The sequence below is a fragment of the Streptomyces sp. NPDC048411 genome (genome assembly GCF_040704695.1).
Lineage (GTDB): Bacteria > Actinomycetota > Actinomycetes > Streptomycetales > Streptomycetaceae > Streptomyces.
The window spans coordinates 1-17844 of the sequence record NZ_JBEZKL010000051.1; the positions used below are offsets into that span (position 1 = coordinate 1).

The window sequence follows — 17844 nt, forward strand, 5'->3', positions numbered from 1 at the left end:
CGGGGCGACCCTCCGCCTTGCGATCGCACGCACCAGACGCCGCCTGGCCCGCCCTACGGGCGGACGACGCTACTTTCGAAACACGCCCTAGTGCCCGTCTGCCGAGGTGTCAGCCGTACTGCGCACGCAGCCTGCTGTGCACCTCCGGCGCAGCCCCCGTGTGGTCAAGACCCAGCAGCCCGGCCCCCAGCACCGGCGGCTCCTGCACCACCCGGACCACCGCCTTCGGGGCCCGTGCCGCGAGGAGTTCGGCGATCCGGTCGTCCAGCTGCGGGTGGCGCGCCGCCAGCACGCTGCCGCCCAGGACCACCGGCGCCTCCTCGTCCAGCAGCCCGAGGCGGGTCAGCGCGACCGACGCCATCGCGACGACCTCGTCCGCCAGCCGGTGCACGAGACCGCGCGCCACCGGGTCCCCGGCCGCGCCGGTCGCGAACAGCACCGGCGTCAGCTCGTGCCGCCGCTCGAACTCGATGTGCCCCAGATGCAGTGCCTCGATCAGCGCGTACATCGAGTCGAGCCCGAAGTGCGCGGGCAGGGTGCGCGCCAGTTCGGTCGGTTCGCCGCGCCCGTCCTCGGCCCGCGAGGCGAACCACATGGCCTCCTCGGCGAGCCCCGAACCGCCGCCCCAGTCACCGGAGATCCGGCCGATGGCGGGGAAGCGCGCGGTCCGCCCGTCCGGCACCATGCCGACACAGTTGATCCCCGCACCGCAGACGACGGCCACGCCCCGGGGCTCGTCGACCCCGGCCCGCAGTATCGCGAACGTGTCGTTGCGGACCTCCACCGTGCGACCCCAGTCACGGGCCCGCAGCGCCGCGGCGAGCGCCTGCTCCTCGACCGGGAGATCGGCATTGGCCAGACACGCCGACACATGCGCGACGGATTCCACCGGCTCGCCGTACGCCCGCGCTTTCGCCAGCGCCTCTCCGATCGCCGAGGCCAGGACGTCCACGGCCACATCGATGCCGACGGTCGGCGGCTGGAAGCCGCCTCCGCGCACCGAGCTCAGCAGCGTTCCGTCCGGTCCGATCAGGGCCACATCGGTCTTGCTGTTCCCCGCGTCGATGGCGAGGACCGCAGCGTTCACGCCCACGCGAGGTGCTCCCGGTTGTGCGCGATCAGCTTGTCGGTGAGCGCCTCGGCGTACTCGAACTGGCCGATCAGGGGGTGGGCGAGCAGCGCCTTGAACACTGCGTCTCTCCCGCCCGCCCGCCCGGTGGCTCGGCCGCCGAGCAGCGCCGCTTCCAGGGCGAGGTCCTCGTACGCCGTCACATTGGCGATCAGCCCCGCGTACAGCGGGTCCAGCTCCGGAATGGCGAGCGGCGTCGCCCCTGTGCCGTCGACCCGGGCCTGCACCTCGATCACCGCGTCGTCCGGCAGGAACGGCAGCGTCCCGTTGTTGTACGTATTGACGACCTGCACCGCCGAGCCGCCCGAGCCCAGCAGCGAGGACGCCAGGTCCACGGCCGCCTCCGAGTAGAACGCGCCGCCGCGCTTGGCGAGCAGCGCGGGCTTCTCGTCCAGCGCCGGGTCGCCGTACATGGCGAGGAGTTCCTTCTCCATCGCGGCGACCTCCGCCGCCCGGGACGGCTTGGTGCCTAGCTCCCGCACGACCTCGTCGTGGGCGTAGAAGTACCGCAGATAGTACGAGGGGACGACGCCGAGCCGGTCGACGACCGCCCGGGGCATGCGCAGATCGCCGGCGATCGCGGCGCCGTGCTCGGCGAGCAGTTTCGGCAGGACGTTCTCGCCGTCAGGGCCGCCGAGCCGCACTCCGAGCTCCCACGTCAGGTGGTTGAGCCCGACATGGTCGAGGTGCACCTCACCGGGGGTGACATCGAGCAGCCTGGCGAATTTCCGCTGGAAGCCGATGGCCACGTTGCACAGACCGACGGCCTTGTGACCGGCCTGGAGCAGCGCCCGGGTCACGATCCCGACCGGATTGGTGAAGTCGATGATCCACGCGTCGGGGTTGGTGCGACGGACCCGCTCGGCGATGTCGAGGACGACCGGGACGGTGCGCAATGCCTTGGCGAGACCGCCGGCCCCGGTGGTCTCCTGGCCGATGCAGCCGCACTCCAGCGGCCATGTCTCGTCCTGGTTGCGGGCGGCCTGGCCGCCCACGCGCAGCTGTAGCAGGACCGCGTCGGCGTCGGCGACGCCCGCGTCGATGTCCGAGGTGGTGACGATCCGCCCCGGGTGGCCCTGCTTGGCGAAGATCCGCCGGGCGAGACCGCCGACGAGGTCGAGACGGTCGGCCGCCGGATCGACGAGCACGAGCTCCTCGATGGGCAGCGTGTCCCGCAGCCGGGCGAAGCCGTCGATCAGTTCAGGGGTGTAGGTGGACCCGCCACCAACTACTGCGAGCTTCATGGGTCAGCCCTTTACTCCGGTCAGTGTGACGCCTTCGACAAATGCCTTTTGAGCGAAGAAGAACACGAGGATCACGGGGGCCATGACCAGTACGGTCGCGGCCATGGTCAGGTTCCAGTCGGTGTGGTGTGCGCCTTTGAAGGATTCCAGGCCGTAACTGAGAGTCCAGGCGGCCGGGTTCTCGGAGGCGTAGATCTGCGGCCCGAAGTAGTCGTTCCAGGCGTAGAAGAACTGGAACAGCGCGACGGCCGCGATGCCCGGTCTGGCCATCGGCAGCACCACCTTGAGCAGGGTGCGCAGTTCGCCGCAGCCGTCGACCTTCGCCGCGTCGAGGTACTCGTTCGGGATGGTCAGCAGGAACTGTCGCAGCAGGAAGATGGAGAACGCGTCACCGAAGGCCATCGGGATGATCAGCGGCCAGAGCGTGCCGGACATGTCCAGCTGCTTCGCCCAGAACAGATACATCGGGATGACGACGACCTGCGGCGGCAGCATCATCATCGAGATGACGAGCATCAGCGACAGCTGGCGGCCGCGGAAACGGAACTTGGCGAGCGCGTACGCCACGGGCAGCGACGACACGACGGTGAGGACGGTGCCGAGTCCCGCGTACAGCAGGGTGTTCTTCCACCAGGTCAGGAAGCCCGGGGTGTCGAACACCTTGCGGTAGTTGCTCCACTCGAAGGGGTGCGGCCACAGATCCCGGGTCAGCGCCTGCTGGTCGCTCATCAGAGAGGTGAGGAACAGGAAGACGAACGGCAGCACGAAGAAGAGTGCGGCCGCGACACCGAGCGCGTGCACGGCGATCCAGTTCAGCAGCGCCTTGCGGCGTGCGACGCGCTCGGCCGGGGTGACCGGTCCGGCCGACGGGCCGGTGGCCTTGAGGGTGTCGAGAGCCTGCGCCACGTCATTCACCTGCCTGGATCAGCCCGCTGCGGCGCCGCATCAGCAGTGCGGTGAACGCCATGGCGAGTACGAAGAGAACGAGCGCGACCACACAGGCGGAGCCGTAGTCGAAACGCTGGAAGCCGAGGTTGTAGACGAGCTGCGGAAGCGTCAGTGTCGACTTGTCGGGATAGCCCGGTTCGAACTGCTGCCCGGAGCCGCCCATCACCCCCGAGGCGACCTTCCCGGCCACGAGCGGCTGGGTGTAGTACTGCATCGTCTGGATGATCCCGGTGACCACGGCGAACATCACGATCGGCGAGATGTTCGGCAGCGTGACGAACCGGAACCGCTGGTACGCGGTCGCCCCGTCCAGCTCCGCCGCTTCGTACTGCTCCTTGGGTACGTCGAGCAGCGCGGCCATGAAGATCACCATCAGGTCGCCCACCCCCCAGACCGCGAGCGCGGTCAGGGCCGGTTTGGACCAGGCGGCGTCGGTGAACCAGCCCGGCGCGGGCAGCCCCAGATCGCCGAGGAGCGAATTGACCGGCCCCGTACCCGGGTTGAGCAGGAAGACGAAGCCCAGGGTCGCCGCGACCGGCGGCGCCAGGTACGGCAGGTAGAACAGGGTCCGGAAGACGCCCGTACCGGTCTTGATTTTGGTGATCAGCAGACCGACGCCGAGACCGAAGACGACCCGGCAGCTGACCATGACCACGACCAGCCACAGCGTGTTCCGGAGGGCGGGCCAGAACAACGGGTACTCGTCGAAGACGTACGACCAGTTCTTCAGCCCGTCGAACTTCGGGGGCGCGAAGCCGTCGTACTGGGTGAAGGAGAAATAGACCGTGGAGACCAGCGGATAGGCGAAGAAGACGCAGAACCCGGTCAGCCACGGCGACATGAAGGCCGCCGTTCGCAGCGCCGTGCGGCGGCGCTTCGAGCGCAGTGCGTAGGTGCCCGTACGTGTGCTCATCGCGGTTCTACTTCGCCTGCGCGATCGCCGCGTCGATTTCCTCGGCGGTCTTCTCCAGACCCGCCTTGATGTCCGTCTGCTTTCCCTTCTCGATGTCGAATCCGAGGTTCTGCAGGGACACCAGGTACGCGCCGCCGTTCACCGAGGGCGGGGTGGTGGTGCTCTTCGGGTTCGCGGCGATGTCCAGGAAGGTCTTGAACCGCGGGTCGTACTTCAGCTTCGGCGACTTCAGCGCCGCCAGCGTGGACGGAACGTTGTGAATGGCGTTGGCGAAGTCGACCACCGCGTCGGTGTCGGTGGTCATGAACTTCACCAGCTCCCACGCCGCGTTCTGCTTCTGCGAAGTGGCGGCGATACCGGCGATGGTGCCGGTCAGATAGCCCTTGCCGTAGGTGTCGGCCTCGTTGTCGGCGACGGGCATCGGGGCCACGCCGATCTCGAACTTCGGCTTGGTGTCCTCGGCCATGCCGAGCCGCCACTCGCCGTCCAGCTGCATGGCCACCTGGCCGGTGTGGAACGGGTGCTTGGCGCCCCACTCGTCACCGAACGTGGTGCGGAACTTCTCCAGCTTCGCGTAGCCGCCCAGGTCGTCGACCAGCTTCTTCTGCGTGGTCAGCATCGACGCGAACGCCGGGTCCTTGGCGATGTTCGACGTGCCGTCGGCGTCGAAGTACGTCGGGTTCCAACCGCCGAGGTAGTGGTCGGTCGTCGTCTCGTAACCGTGGTAGTTCGGCATGAAGCCGAGCTGCTCGTACGAGTCGCCCTTGGTCTTCGTCAGCTTCTTTGCGTCCGCGGCAAGTTCGGACCAGGTCTTCGGCGGGCTGGTGATGCCTGCGGCCTTGAACGCGTCCTTGTTGTAGTAGAGGCCGTACGCGTCCCCGAGCAGCGGAACGGTGCAGCGCACGCCGTTGAACTGCGTGTACTCGTTCATCGCCTTGGGGAACGTCTTGTCGGCGTCGATCCCGTCCTTCTTCAGGAAGGAATTCAGGTCGACGAACGCCTTGGACGAGCAGAACTTGCCCACATTGTTCGTGGTGAACGAGGAGACGACGTCCGGAGCCTTCGAACCGCCCGCTCGCAGCGCCTGGTTGATCTTGTCGTCGGTCATGTTGCCGACGACCTTCACATGGATGTTGGGGTGCGCCTTCTCGAAGGCGTCGACGTTGGCCTGAATTCCCTGGACCTCGTTCGGGGCGCTCCAGCCGTGCCAGAAGGTGATGGTCGTCTCCTTGGACGCGTCATCGTGGGCACCGGAGCCGCTCTGACCGGTACAGGCGGAGGCGAGAAGGGATATCGCGGCGGTCGCGGTGAGCGCGGCGGCCGTCTTCCGGCGGTTTCCGGACATGGCGGTGTCTCCCGATGAAGGGTTGGGGCAGGGAAGGGACGGACGTGCGGCGGGCGGGTCAGCGCGACGTGTCGAAGACTTCGTCGCGGGTGGTGGCGAGGGCGCTCTCCAGCGCCCCGCGCAGTACGGGCCGATGCGTGACGCCACCGATGATCAGCCGGGGCCGGGAGGCCGCCAGTTCGGCGAGCTCCCCTTGCACCCGGGCGCGCAGCGGTTCTCTGCCGGAGGCGATCAACTCGCCGGAGAGAACCACGAGTTCGGGGTCGAGTACGGCGACCATGGAGGCCAGGCCGGTCGCGAGGCCGGTGGCGAACAGATCGAGGAGCCGGGCATACGGGCCGTCCTCGCCCTGCTCCGCGGCCGCGGCAGCCCGGGTGATCAGGCCGGCCGCGACCTCGTGATGGGTACCGGTGGCGCGGGTCAGCTCGTCGTCGATGCCGAGCTTCCGGGCCAGTCGGGGCAGCACCTGGGCGCCCGCCAGCTCCTGGAAGCCGCCCGAGTTCGCCTTGGTGACCTGACGGACCAGCGGGACACCGGGCACTGGCAGGAAACCGACCTCACCGGCGCCGCCGGTGAAGCCGCGGTGCAACCGTCCGCCGATGACGAGGGCGGCGCCGAGCCCCTCCTCGTTCCACAGCAGGACGAAGTCGTCGTGGCCGCGGGCCGCGCCGAGCCGCTGCTCGGCCACCGCGACGAGGTTCACGTCGTTCTCGTACTCGACCGGCATCGGCAGGAAGGCGGCCAGCTCGTCGAGCAGGGTGGGGGAGTGCCAGCCGGGCAGGTGGGAGGCGTACCGCAGCCGCCCGGTACCGGGGTCGAAGGCACCCGGGGTACCGATGACGACCCGGTGCACATCGGAGCGGGTGAGCCCGGCGTCCTTGATGGCCCCGTCCAGTGCGTCCGCCACCTGCCGCACCACACTGTCGGCGCGCCGCCCGGGGGTGCGCAGCTCGAACTCGCCGACCGTCTCGCCGGTCACATCGGCAACGGCGGCGACGATCCGGTGAGCGTTCACATCGAGACCGGCGACATGGGCGGCACGGGCGTTCACCGCGTACAGCTGGGCATTGGGGCCGGGTCGTCCCGCGACGGTCCCGGTGGCGACGACCAGCCCGGCCGCCTCCAGACGGGCCAGCAGCTGCGAGGCGGTGGGCTTGGAGAGCCCGGTCAGCTTCCCGATCTTCGTACGCGAGAGAGGTCCGTGCTCCAGCAGCAGATCGAGGGCGGCCCGGTCGTTCATGGCCCGCAGGACGCGGGGGGTTCCCGGTGTCGTTCCGGCCATGCGTGCGGCACCTGCCCTCTGTTAGGAAAGTTTCCTATTCGATGAGAGGACGGTAGGGCGCACGTCACCGACGCGTCAATGGGCAGAGCGCCGGTGGCAACCAAAGCGTTATCCGGGGAGCCGGACCGAGGGCTGTCTTGCCGGCGGTTACGGGACAGTCCTCAGGCGCATTCAGGCCGAAGCGGGCCCGCTTCCGCGGGGTTGGGCGGAGCGGTACGGCCCGTGGCGCCGAGTCCGGTCGTGCCGTCCGTGGGGCGGGTGGGCGCGAGCGCTGCCCGGGGCCGGCCACCCGGCACCCCTCGGGCGGGCCAGGAAAGGCTGCTTCCGAGCCCCGGCCTCCTGTGCTGCCGCCCGGGTCCCGTCCCGGTGTCAACCGCCGCCCGTCACTGCTGCTCGACCCGTTTTCACGCCGAAGGGCGCCCCGCAGGCCCTTACGGCCGGGCGGGGCGCCCGTGGTTCCGCGGTGCTACTTGGCCAGGTTCGACGGTGGGATGGGTGTCGCGGCCAGCGACTGCGGGGATGTCGTCGACGCGTAGGCGGACGGGGCGGCCATGCCGGCGGTCGGGTCCGCCGCCGACGGCTCGTCCGGCTGGGCCGGCACGCCGCCGACCATCCGGATGCCCGCCTCGTCGAAGGCCAGCTTGATCCGCCAGCGCAGCTCGCGCTCCACACCCAGCGCCTTGCCCGGCATCGTCTTCGCCGTCACACGGACCGTCATCGAGTCCAGGAGCACGGAGTCCAGCCCGAGGATCTCCACCGGGCCCCACAGGCGCTCGTTCCAGGGGTCCTCCTTGGCCATCAGCCCGGCGGCCTCGGTGATCACCGTACGTACCCGGCCGAGGTCCTCCGTGGGGCGTACCTGCACATCCACGCCGGCGGTCGACCACCCCTGGCTGAGGTTGCCGATCCGCTTCACCTCGCCGTTGCGGACGTACCAGATCTCACCGTGGTCACCGCGCAGCTTGGTGACCCGCAGACCGACCTCGATGACCTCACCGGAGGCGACGCCCGCGTCGATGGTGTCCCCGACGCCGTACTGGTCCTCAAGGATCATGAAGACACCGGAGAGGAAGTCGGTGACGAGGTTGCGCGCACCGAAACCGAGTGCCACACCGGCGACACCGGCGGAGGCGAGCAGCGGCGCCAGATCGATCTGGAAGGCGCCCAGGATCATCAGGGCGGCCGTACCGAGGATCAGGAACGAAGCGACCGACCGGAGTACGGACCCGATCGCCTCGGAGCGCTGACGGCGGCGTTCCGTATTGACCAGCAGGCCGCCGAGAGCGGTGCCCTCGACGGCCTGGGCGCTGCGGTTCATCCGCTCGATGAGCTTGGTGAGAGCACGGCGGATCGCGATGCGCAACAAGACCGCGATGACCGCGATGAGGACGATGCGCAGACCGGTGTTCAGCCAGGTGGACCAGTTCTCCTCCACCCAGCCCGCGGCGTGGCCGGCCTGCTTGGCGGCTTCGTCCAGCGAGCCGCCGGGCTCGGGTGACGGTGCTGCGGCCAACAGGGCGGACAGGGACACGACGGAACCTCCAGATGGACGTGGGCTGCCCAACCACACTAACGGGGCATCGGGAGTGCTCCGTTGCGGTGACGGAGGGGAGAGGCACGTCTCACCCGGGGATATGGAAGGGGTAGCCGGTTCCGGAACGGGTTTCGAGGCCGGGTGTGGCCGATCGCACATCGATCCCGGGACCGCTCCGGCAACGGCCTCCTGAGCACCTGTTCCGGCGATTCCGGGCCGTGCGGACGGCAGGGACCCGGGAAAATCCTTCCGGCCCGTTACCCGCACGTGGTGGCGGATTGACCAGGCATGAGGAGAGACTGAGATCGGATCGTCCCGGCGCGAGCCACGCGCCGCCGGCGTACAAGGAGGCATCCACCGTGCCGCATGTCCTGGTTCTCAACGCGTCGTACGAGCCGCTCGGCGTCGTACCGCTCCGCCGCGCGCTCGTCCTCGTCCTGGAGAACAAGGCCATCTGCCTTGAGGAGTCAGGCGCCCTCATGCACAGCGCCACCCGCGCCATCCCAGCCCCGAGCGTCGTCCGTCTGAAACGGTTCGTACGGGTTCCCTACCGGGGGCCCGTTCCACTGACCCGCCGGGCACTCTTCGCCAGGGACGGCGGGCGCTGCATGTACTGCGGTGCCGCCGCGACCAGCGTCGACCATGTCATCCCCCGCAGCCGAGGCGGACAGCACGCCTGGGACAACGTGGTGGCGGCCTGCCGCCGCTGCAACCACGTCAAGGCGGACCGGCATCTGCCGGAGCTCGGCTGGCGGCTGCACCAACAACCCGCCCCGCCGACCGGCCTGGCCTGGCGGATCATCGGGACGGGGCACCGGGACCCGCGCTGGCTGCCGTACCTGCAACCCTTCGGCGCGGACGACGCCATGGCCCGGATCGACGGCATTTCAGCCTGACGATCCGGGCTTTCGCGTATCCGGGGAGATGTGGCTTCGCGCAGTGCCGCGTGCTACGTGAACCGCAGCTCCGTGGGGTGCACCGCCCGCCGCAGCAGCGGCAGCGAGGCCGACGCGGCCAGCAGACAGGCGGCGTACACCACCACGGGTACGACCAGTGGAAGCATCGACGGGACGGCCTCGGGAACCACCAGCAGGGCGTACGAGAGGTGCACCGCCATGCCTCCGATGCCGGCGAGCAGGACCGCGGGGGCCAGCGGGAGCGCCGTTTCCAGGAGGAGGGTCCGGGCCAGAACCGTCCGCGGTACTCCGGCCGCGGTCTGGGCGGCGAGTCCCCTGCGGCGGGTGGCGACGGATTCGGCTGTGCCCACCGCGAGGCCGAAGAGGCTGATGACGAGAGCCACCAGGACGGCGGTCCCGGCGAGGTCGATCCCCGTGGTGTAGAAGCCGAGGTCCTCCGCCGCGTAACCGCTCCGCCGGTGCAACTCGTCGAGCAGCACCTGTCGTACGCCGACGAAACCCACCCCGACGACGGTCACCAGCAGCAGAGCGGCATGGGTGCGCGCGGCGGCCCACGGGTCGTCCTTGAGCCGCCCCGCGGCGATCAGCACTGCGGGGCTCTTCGCGCGGAGGGTCAGCCACCGGCCCATGAAGGAAGCCGTCGCTCCGGCCAGCCAGACCGCGCCCGCTCCGGTGACAAGCACCACGGCGAGCACCGTGAACGGGACAGTCACGTCGCCGGGACGGCCGTTGCGGTCGGCAAGGAGGAAGAGCGCCACGGCGATCAGCGCGGTCGGGACCAGGAGCGCGAGCAGCGTCCGGTGTCCGCTGCCCGGCCGGACACGGCGCACCCAGCCGAGCGGCGAGGCGACCACCCGCCGCAGGGCGAGTGCGCTCACCAGCGCGGCCACGACCGGCACGGCGAGGACAACCAGCACGAAGGCCACCCATGCCACCGGCGGCGGCATGTGACCGGCGGCGGCGAGGACCGCGGCGAAGACGGCCAGCGCGCCGGCCGATCCCGCCAGGCACGCGAACGCGGACTCCAGCGCCGAGATGCGCCGTACCTGCGCGGGCGACGCCCCCGCGAGCCGCAGCCCGGCCAGTCGCCGGTCGCGGTGCACGGCGCCGATGCGGGCGCACTGACCGAGGAAGCCGAGCACGGGGACGAGCAGGAGCAGCAGCGTGACCACCACACCGGCGCGCTCGCCCGGCTGGTTCAGGAGGCCGTGCGCGTAGGGGATCGACACCTGCCCGGCGACGGCGGCGACCGTGACCGCCGCGAGGGCGAAGCCCGTGGCGACCAGCGCGCCCACCGCGGTGAGCGAGATCCGCCACCACTCGCGGCGGTTCGAGCCGCGCGTCAGGATCCATGCGATGCGGGCGTCAGCCTTCATGGCGGGCGGCCTCCCGGACGGTGACCGGCGCAGCGTGGACGGCCCCGTCCCGCAGCCACACTTCGCGGTCCGCGTACGCGGCGACCTGCGCGTCGTGGGTGATCAGCAGCACCGCGGTGCCGGTCTCGCGGGTGGCGTGCACCAGGGCCATCATCACCTGCTCCCCGGCGAGCGAGTCGAGCGCCCCGGTCGGCTCGTCCGCGAAGACCGCCTTCGGACCGGTCACCAACGCGCGTGCCATTGCCACGCGTTGGCTCTGGCCGCCACTCAGCTCGCCGGGCCGCAGACCGGCGTGGCCGCGCACCCCGAAGCGTTCCAGCCATTCGCCCGCCCGTGCCTGTGCCGCGGTGCGGGACGTCCCTGCGAGCAACAGTGGCAGTGCCACGTTGTCGAGCACGGTGAGTTCGGGGATCAGCTGCCCGAACTGGAACACCACGCCGAAGTCGGTGCGCCGCAGTTCGCCGAGCCGGGCCTCGGAAAGCCGGTCGAGCCGCTCCTGTCCGTACGAGACCGAACCCTCGTCGGGGCGGACGATCCCCGCCAGGCAGTGCAGCAGCGTGGATTTCCCGCTGCCGCTGGCACCGGTGACGGCGAGAATCTCACCCGCGTGGAGTTCGATCGAAGCGCCGCGCAACGCCTCCGACTTGCCGTAGGACTTCCGCAGTCCCGTGGCGGTCAGCAGGGGCGCTGCTCCCGGGCGGTGCTGCTCGGTATGTGTGCTCATGCTGCGTTGACCTCCGCGGTCAGGGTGGCGAGTCGGCTCGCTGTCGTGGTCATCCACCGGACGTCGGCGTCCAGATGGGCGAGGGCGTAGTCGGCGGAGAGCACCGTGCTGAGATCGGCGCCCGGGGTGGTCTTGAGTGCGGTGAGTTCACGCATGCGCTCCATGTGGGCGGCACGTTGGGCTTGCAGATAGGCGGCCGCGCCGGTGGTGCGGTCGTCGTCGGCGACGGCCGCGACGAGGATCGAGACCACGACCTTGGCGAAGATCTCGTTCGCCACGAAGGGGGCGGGCGGGGCGATCTCGTCGGCCCACCCGGCCAGTTCGCGTGATCCTTCGTCGGTGGAGCGGTACAGGGTGCGTTCGGGTCCGCTGTCGGAATCGGTGCCTTCGACGGCGGCGAGGCCGTCACGCACCAGGCGTTGCAGGGTCGTGTAGACCTGCCCGTAGGCCAGTGGCCGGGCTTGCGGGAAGCGTTCGTCGTACCGCCGTTTGAGGTCGTAGCCGTGGCTTGGACCTCCGGCGAGCAGTCCCAGAAGGACATGGCGGATGCTCATGCGGCCGACTATATACTCGGTACATGTACTGAGTGAATAGTTGGGCGGGTGGTGACCGGGGATCACCTGCCGAGGGAGTAACCGGTGAAGCAGCGATTGCCGGTCGGGTGGTGAATCACCCCTGGTTCGCACGGCGGCGTGCCCGCGTGCGGCTACGGGGCGACGGCGTACGCCTCCACCGACCAGAGCGAGTAGCCGAACTCGGTGCCGCGGCCGTCGCCCTGAATCCTCAAGAAGCGGGTGTCCTTCGCGTCCATCCGGACGGACTCGCGCCCGCCCTTGCCGTCCCGGACGGTCGCCGCCGTGCGCCAGTTGCGGCCGTCCGCGGAGACCTGGATGCGGTAGCGGGCGGCGTACGCGTCCTGCCAGCGCAGCACCACCTGCCCGATCCTGGCGGGCTCCGCCAGTTCCGCCTGCCACCAGGCGCCGTCCTCGGCCGGGGACGACCAGCGGGTGGTGGGATCGCCGTCCGACGCGGCGTCCGCCGGGAAGTCCGGGGTCTCGTCGCCGGACGAGGAGGCGGTGGCCGTACGGGCCAGATCCGGGCCGGCGGTGCGCGGGTAGGCCCGGACGGTGAGGGTGCTCTCCTCGCCGGCGAAGTGGAGCGGCACCTCGTACTCGCCCGCCGGGGTGTCCGCCGGGACGGTGATCTCCACAGGGACGTCGGTACGGGACCCGCGCGGCACCGTCGTCTGCTCGGGGACGGACACCTTGATGCCCTTGGGCGCCTTCGCGGTGAGCGCGCCCCGCACCTCGGCGGGGCGGCGGGCGGCGAGCCGTGCCTGCACCCGCTGCGGATCGCCGCCGATCTCGGCGTCGGTCTCACCGCGTACGAGATCGAGCCGGGCGGGGGGTTCGTCACCGAACCACGGCACGAGGGCGTGCACCTGGAGGGGTTCGGCGGTGGGGACGGTTCCGGAGACGATCGGCGGCAGCATGCCCGCGTTCGCGCCCGTCGCCAGGGAAGCAGTGGGCCAGATGACCCGGATCGCGTCGGCTCGCAGCCCCTTGGCCGATCTCTGGGTCCAGCCGGTTCCCGAGACCGGGCCGAGACTGCGCCAGCCCTCGCCCGGCACATGCGCCTGCAGCGTCGCGTCCGCCTCGGCGCCGGGCACCGTCATCGCGGTCACCGCCTCCACCGGGCGGGCCCGGTTCAGCCGGACCGTGTAGCTGCCCGGGGTCTCGGCCACCGTCCCGGTGTCCCGGTCCGCGCCGGTCCAGGAGTCGGCCTCGCTGCGCGCCCGGTCCAGGAAGGGGTCAAGCACCCCCTTGCCGACCGTCGCCCCGCTCGCCTTGATCGCCGTGCGCAGCGGCTCCAGGGCCAGCGACGCCTTCCACGCTGCCGCGCCGTCGCCGCGTGCCTGGGCCTGCAGCAGATCGACGGCGAGCTCGCCCGCCCGCCCGTACCGGGCCAACTGCTCGGTCCAGGGCCGCACTTCGTCGTCGAGCCGCCCGTCTGCCGGGCCCTTCAGCCGCTGCGGTGCCCCCCGCATCACGGTGAAAGCGGCCCGCAGCTCGCGTGCCGCGTCGGCCCGCGCCGTGGCGTTTGCCGTCGTACGGGAGTTCCAGAACGCGGCGAGCAACGGCCGCAGATACGCCGACTCGTCGCCGCCCAGCACGGACGTCGCGCTGTTCCCGGCCAGCGCCCGCAGCGCGTCCCGGGTGCGGGCGTCGCCGCCCGCCAGATCGTCGATGGCCGCCTGCCAGGACTCCTGCGCCCGGTAGCCCTTCGGGTTCCAGGCGAAGTCGGCGGCGGTGAACAGCGGGATGCGGGACGCGGACGGCTGCTCCATCGCGTTGGCGAGCAGCGCCGCCGAGCCGATCGCGACCGCCGGGTCCCGGCCTGTGTACGGGCCGAGGAAGATGCGGTCCTGTGCGTAGTCGTTGACCGGGTAGTTGTCCATCGTGACGAGCGGATGCCGGAACGTGGCGCGCGCACCGGCCAGTTCCCCACCGGTGATGGTCCTCGGCACGACGCCGACGCCGGTCCAGGCGATCTGCACGCGGTCGTCCAGCTCCTTGGCGAGAGCCGCGCGGTAGTCGGTGACCCCGTCCTGGTAGAACTCCGTCGGCATCACCGACAGCGGCTCCGCATCCGGGTACCTGTCCGCGAGATGCTGCGCCACCTTGCTCGCGACCCGTGCCTGGGCCCTGGCCGCTGCCTCGGGTCCGCTGCCGAAGGTGTCCCGGTCGTCGTCGCAGTGCCATTCGCTGTAGCTGACGTCCTGGAACTGCAGCTGGAAGACGCGCACGCCGAGCGCCCACATGGCGTCGATCTTCCGCGTCAGCGCCTTCACATCGCCGTCCGAGGACATGCACATGGCCTGGCCGGGGGAGACCGCCCAGCCGAGCGTCACATGCTGGGCGCGGGCCCGTTCGGCCAGTGCCCGGAAGTCGGCGCGCCGTTCGGCGGGGTACGGATCGCGCCAGCGGGCCTGCCGGTACGGGTCGTCGCCCGCCGCGTAGAGGTACCGGTTCTGCTTCGTCCGCCCCATGAAGTCGATCTGCGCGAGCCGTTCCGCGCGCGTCCACGGATGCCCGTAGAAGCCCTCGGTCATGCCGCGTACGGCGGTGGCCGGCCAGTCCCGCACGGTGACCCCGGCGACACTTCCGTTCCGGATCAGCTGACGCAGCGTCTGCACGGCGTGGAAGAGGCCGTCGTCGCCGAGGCCGTCCAGGGCGACGGTGGGGCGGCCCGCGACCGTACCGACCGCGATCCGGTAGCCGCCGGACGGCAGATCGGCGCGTTCCGGGGCGCGCAGGGCCCGCAGGGCGTCCTGGGCGTCGTCGCCGCCGAGCCGGATGACCGGCCCGCGGCCCGGCAGCGCCTCGTGGACGGTCCGTACGCCCGCGTCGAGCAGCACCTGCCGGGCCGCGTCGAGGGCGTACGGATCGGTGCGCGCGCCGGCGAGGAGGGTCACCTCGGTGGTGAGCGGTACGGCGGCCCCGGACGCCTTGATGGTCTGCGGGCGCGGCCACACGGTGGGCAGCGCGCCGTCGTCCGTACGGTCGGATGTCGAAACAGCGGGTGAGCCGGGGGCCGAGGGTGCGGCGAAGGCGGCCGGGGTGCCTGTGGAGAGCAGTCCGCCGAGCACGGCGGCCGCGACGGCCGCCGCCTGCTTTCTGCGCCTGAGCTGCATGCCGTACTCCCTCGCTCCCATCGATGGGCTCCGAGCCCACCACCCGGGCGCGAGGGTGTCAATGTGTGTGACCGTTGTGCCTCATATGCCCGATGTGGTGGATGGGGTGAGGTGTGGTCAGTGATCGGTGGGCCACAGCAGAGATGGCGCCGGATGGCCGAAAACGGCGGATGGTTTACGGGTAACCGGCCCCTGAGGAACGGAATGTGACCCAGGGCACGTTGGGGTCGTTGTTGGAGCGCCTATGTCTGCGGCCCCGTCCGCTGGGTAGGCCTGCTGTGTCCACTTGTCCACGGCCAGGAGGCCGCCATGCCCGCTGCCGCGCAGCTTCTGCTCTCCGCCCTGACCGAACAGGTACCGGGTCCCGGCCCGCTCGTCGGCGAACCCGCGTACGCCGACGCCATACCCCTCACCAGCGAGCCGCCGCACGCCGCAGCCGTTCCTCTCACGAGCGAGCCGCCGCACGCCGCAGCCACCCCTTTGACGAGCGAGCCGCCGCTCGTCGGCGTCGCCCCACTGACCAGCGAGCCGACCGCCCCCGGCACCGCGGGGGGCACGGAGTCCCCAGGAGTCTGAATGGGCCTGTCCCGGCTCGCCGCACTGCACGGCGTCGCCACCTCCTACTCCCCGTCCGCGGATGTCACGGTGACCGTCCCCGACGACACGGTGATCACCGTGCTCGCCGCGCTGGGCGTGGACGCCGCCACACCCGAAGCGGTACGGGAATCACTCGCCGCCGCCGAGTCGGCGGCCGCCTCCCGGCTGCTCCCGCCGACGCTCGTGGTGTGGACCGGGGAGTCCCTGCCGCCCGCCCTGACCGCACTGAGCCCCGGCACCACACTGGACATCGAGCCCGAGGGAGCGGCCGGATCGCCCCGGCCGCCACGGATGAGGGTGCCGGGCGGACAGCAGGATCCGGCCGTTTCCGCGGTGAGCGCCGCCATCCCCGCCTGGTGGGCCGAACCCCCGCTCGGTGTGCACCGGTTGACCGTGCGCACCCAGCACGGCCGGTCCGCCACCACCACTCTGATCGTCGCCCCCGCCCGAGTGCCCCAGCCGCCCCGGCGCACCCATGGCTTCCTCGTCCAGCTCTACTCCCTGCTCTCCGGGCGCTCCTGGGGCATGGGCGACCTCGGCGACCTCGCCGACCTCGCCGCCTGGTCGGGCCGAACCCTCGGCGCCGGGTTCGTCCAGGTCAATCCGTTGCACGCCGCTGTACCGGGCAGACCCACCGACCCGTCCCCGTACCGCCCCTCCTCGCGCCGCTTCCCGGACCCCGTCCATCTGCACATCGAGTCGATCCCGGAGTACGGGCACGTGCGGGACCGGGCCGCCCTCGACGACCTGCGGCACAGTGCCGAAGCCCTCAGCGAGGCGGTCCTGAACAAGGGCGCCCTGATCGACCGGGACGCCGTCTGGGAAATCAAGCGCCAGGCTCTCGAACTCGTATCGGAGGTCCCGCTGACCCCCGGCCGCCGCGCCGCCTACTGCGACTTCCTCGCCGAGCAGGGGCAGGCCCTGGAGGACCACGCCCTGTGGTGCGCCCTCGCCGAGGTGCACGGCTCCGACTGGCACGCCTGGCCGCCCGGGCTGCGCGACCCCCGCTCCCCGCAGACCGCCCGCGCCCGCGGCGAGCTCCTCGACCGGGTCGACTTCCACTGCCGGCTCGCCTGGCTGACCGACACCCAGCTCGGCGCCGCCCAGAGCGCCGCGCGGGACGCCGGGATGGCGGTCGGCATCGTCCACGACCTCGCCGTCGGCGTGCACCCCGGCGGCGCCGACGCCTGGGCCCAGCAGGACGCCTTCGCGCACGGCATGTCGGTCGGCGCACCCCCGGACGCGTTCAACGCGCGCGGCCAGGACTGGGGGCTGCCGCCGTGGCGCCCCGACGTCCTCGCCGCGTCCGGCTACGCCCCGTACCGCGGACTGCTCCGCGGTCTCCTCGCCCGCGCGGGCGCCCTCCGCATCGACCACGTCATGGGCCTCTTCCGGCTCTGGTGGGTTCCCGAGGGAAAGCCGCCGACCGAGGGCACATACGTCAGTCATGACGCCGAGGCGATGCTCGCCGTCCTCGCCCTGGAGGCGCACCTGGTCGGCGCGGTCGTCATAGGGGAGGATCTCGGCACGGTCGAACCCGGCGTACGCGAAGCACTCGCCCGGCGCGGAGTGCTCGGCACGTCCGTGCTCTGGTTCGAGCGCGACTGGGCGGGTAACGGCCGCCCGCTGCCCCCTCAGGACTGGCGCGAGGGATGCCTGGCCACCGCCACCACCCACGACCTGCCGTCCACCGCCGCCCGGCTGACCGGTGACCACGTGACCCTCCGCCACCGCCTCGGCCTGCTCACCCGCACCCTGGAGCAGGAACAGACCGAGGACGCCACCGCCACCGCCGAGTGGCTCGCCCTGCTCGCCCGACTCGGACTGTTCCCGGAGGGCGAGGGCGACGAGGAGGGCGCGATCCGGGCCGTCCACCGCTTCCTGCTGCGCACCCCCGCCCGCATGGCCGGCATCTGGCTCCCGGACACGGTCGGCGACCGGCGCCCGCAGAACCTGCCGGGCACCTGGGACCAGTACCCCAACTGGCGGCTGCCCATCGCCGACGCGGAGGGCCACCCGGTCACCCTGGAGGAGCTCGCCGCATCCCCTCGCCTGCACCGCCTGATGGAGGTCCTCGACCCGGAGAACAGTCGCGCACGTCCCCGTACGGCACCCCCGGGCGCGCGCCGCTCCTAGGCGTT

14 protein-coding genes are annotated in these 17844 nt (G+C 71.2%); 3 read left to right on the top strand and 11 right to left on the bottom strand.

Translation table 11 applies throughout. The features are described 5' to 3' along the window. Nucleotides 1-109 precede the first annotated feature (109 nt). From AB0915_RS19475 to AB0915_RS19505, 7 genes are all read right to left on the bottom strand, one after another. Nucleotides 110-1093, bottom strand: coding sequence for a BadF/BadG/BcrA/BcrD ATPase family protein (locus AB0915_RS19475; protein WP_366692260.1), 984 nt, complete (start codon nt 1091-1093; stop codon nt 110-112). Then, nucleotides 1084-2373 (bottom strand): 6-phospho-beta-glucosidase, encoded by a 1290-nt coding sequence (locus AB0915_RS19480; protein WP_366692261.1) that lies wholly within the window; start codon nt 2371-2373, stop codon nt 1084-1086. Before AB0915_RS19480 ends, AB0915_RS19475 begins: the two co-directional genes overlap by 10 nt. A 3-nt stretch (nt 2374-2376) precedes the next feature. Next, on the bottom strand, nt 2377-3279 hold the full coding sequence (locus tag AB0915_RS19485) for a carbohydrate ABC transporter permease (protein ID WP_366692262.1): 903 nt from the start codon (nt 3277-3279) through the stop codon (nt 2377-2379). A gap of 1 nt (nt 3280) precedes the next feature. After that, nucleotides 3281-4162, bottom strand: a complete 882-nt coding sequence (locus AB0915_RS19490) for a sugar ABC transporter permease (protein WP_366692300.1) — start codon at nt 4160-4162, stop codon at nt 3281-3283. A gap of 79 nt (nt 4163-4241) precedes the next feature. Continuing rightward, the gene (locus AB0915_RS19495; protein WP_366692263.1) at nt 4242-5579 is read right to left on the bottom strand and encodes an ABC transporter substrate-binding protein; all 1338 of its coding nucleotides are present in this window, start codon (nt 5577-5579) and stop codon (nt 4242-4244) included. Nucleotides 5580-5637: 58 nt separating this feature from the next. Continuing rightward, nucleotides 5638-6861, bottom strand: a complete 1224-nt coding sequence (locus AB0915_RS19500; RefSeq protein ID WP_366692264.1) for an ROK family transcriptional regulator — start codon at nt 6859-6861, stop codon at nt 5638-5640. A 466-nt stretch (nt 6862-7327) separates the two neighbouring features. Then, nucleotides 7328-8392: a mechanosensitive ion channel family protein gene (locus AB0915_RS19505; protein WP_366692265.1), complete on the bottom strand. Its 1065-nt coding sequence runs from the start codon at nt 8390-8392 to the stop codon at nt 7328-7330. Nucleotides 8393-8754: 362 nt separating this feature from the next. Here AB0915_RS19505 and AB0915_RS19510 point away from each other — a divergent pair, with 362 nt between their 5' ends. Beyond that, nucleotides 8755-9291 carry an HNH endonuclease gene (locus tag AB0915_RS19510; RefSeq protein WP_037698282.1) on the top strand — a complete coding sequence of 179 codons (537 nt, stop codon included), beginning with the start codon at nt 8755-8757 and terminating at the stop codon, nt 9289-9291. A gap of 53 nt (nt 9292-9344) precedes the next feature. Here the strand turns inward: AB0915_RS19510 and AB0915_RS19515 are convergent, their stop codons facing one another. From AB0915_RS19515 to AB0915_RS19530, 4 genes are all read right to left on the bottom strand, one after another. Continuing rightward, complete coding sequence (locus tag AB0915_RS19515; protein WP_366692266.1) at nt 9345-10688, bottom strand: FtsX-like permease family protein; 1344 nt, start codon at nt 10686-10688, stop codon at nt 9345-9347. Further along, the gene (locus tag AB0915_RS19520; protein WP_366692267.1) at nt 10678-11412 is read right to left on the bottom strand and encodes an ABC transporter ATP-binding protein; all 735 of its coding nucleotides are present in this window, start codon (nt 11410-11412) and stop codon (nt 10678-10680) included. Before AB0915_RS19520 ends, AB0915_RS19515 begins: the two co-directional genes overlap by 11 nt. Beyond that, entirely contained in the window at nt 11409-11966 is a 558-nt protein-coding gene (locus AB0915_RS19525) for a PadR family transcriptional regulator (RefSeq protein WP_366692268.1), read from the bottom strand. Before AB0915_RS19525 ends, AB0915_RS19520 begins: the two co-directional genes overlap by 4 nt. A 152-nt stretch (nt 11967-12118) precedes the next feature. Further along, nucleotides 12119-15106, bottom strand: coding sequence for a beta-N-acetylglucosaminidase domain-containing protein (locus AB0915_RS19530; RefSeq protein ID WP_366692269.1), 2988 nt, complete (start codon nt 15104-15106; stop codon nt 12119-12121). Nucleotides 15107-15415: 309 nt separating this feature from the next. Here AB0915_RS19530 and AB0915_RS19535 point away from each other — a divergent pair, with 309 nt between their 5' ends. Both AB0915_RS19535 and malQ read left to right on the top strand, forming a co-directional pair. Beyond that, nucleotides 15416-15682, top strand: a complete 267-nt coding sequence (locus tag AB0915_RS19535; protein ID WP_366692270.1) for a hypothetical protein — start codon at nt 15416-15418, stop codon at nt 15680-15682. After that, entirely contained in the window at nt 15683-17839 is a 2157-nt protein-coding gene (gene malQ / locus AB0915_RS19540; RefSeq protein WP_366692271.1) for a 4-alpha-glucanotransferase, read from the top strand. It abuts the gene before it with no gap. The last annotated feature ends 5 nt before the right edge of the window (nt 17840-17844 follow it).

Excerpts from the sequence above, each read along its gene's own strand:
- AB0915_RS19480 (WP_366692261.1), bottom strand. The coding sequence starts at position 2,373 with ATGAAGCTCGCAGTAGTTGGTGGCGGGTCCACCTACACCCCTGAACTG.
- AB0915_RS19490 (WP_366692300.1), bottom strand. The coding sequence starts at position 4,162 with ATGTCGCCGTGGCTGACCGGGTTCTGCGTCTTCTTCGCCTATCCGCTG.
- AB0915_RS19495 (WP_366692263.1), bottom strand. The coding sequence starts at position 5,579 with ATGTCCGGAAACCGCCGGAAGACGGCCGCCGCGCTCACCGCGACCGCC.
- AB0915_RS19500 (WP_366692264.1), bottom strand. The coding sequence starts at position 6,861 with ATGGCCGGAACGACACCGGGAACCCCCCGCGTCCTGCGGGCCATGAAC.
- AB0915_RS19515 (WP_366692266.1), bottom strand. The coding sequence starts at position 10,688 with ATGAAGGCTGACGCCCGCATCGCATGGATCCTGACGCGCGGCTCGAAC.
- AB0915_RS19520 (WP_366692267.1), bottom strand. The coding sequence starts at position 11,412 with ATGAGCACACATACCGAGCAGCACCGCCCGGGAGCAGCGCCCCTGCTG.
- AB0915_RS19525 (WP_366692268.1), bottom strand. The coding sequence starts at position 11,966 with ATGAGCATCCGCCATGTCCTTCTGGGACTGCTCGCCGGAGGTCCAAGC.
- AB0915_RS19530 (WP_366692269.1), bottom strand. The coding sequence starts at position 15,106 with ATGCAGCTCAGGCGCAGAAAGCAGGCGGCGGCCGTCGCGGCCGCCGTG.
- AB0915_RS19535 (WP_366692270.1), top strand. The coding sequence starts at position 15,416 with ATGCCCGCTGCCGCGCAGCTTCTGCTCTCCGCCCTGACCGAACAGGTA.
- malQ (WP_366692271.1), top strand. The coding sequence starts at position 15,683 with ATGGGCCTGTCCCGGCTCGCCGCACTGCACGGCGTCGCCACCTCCTAC.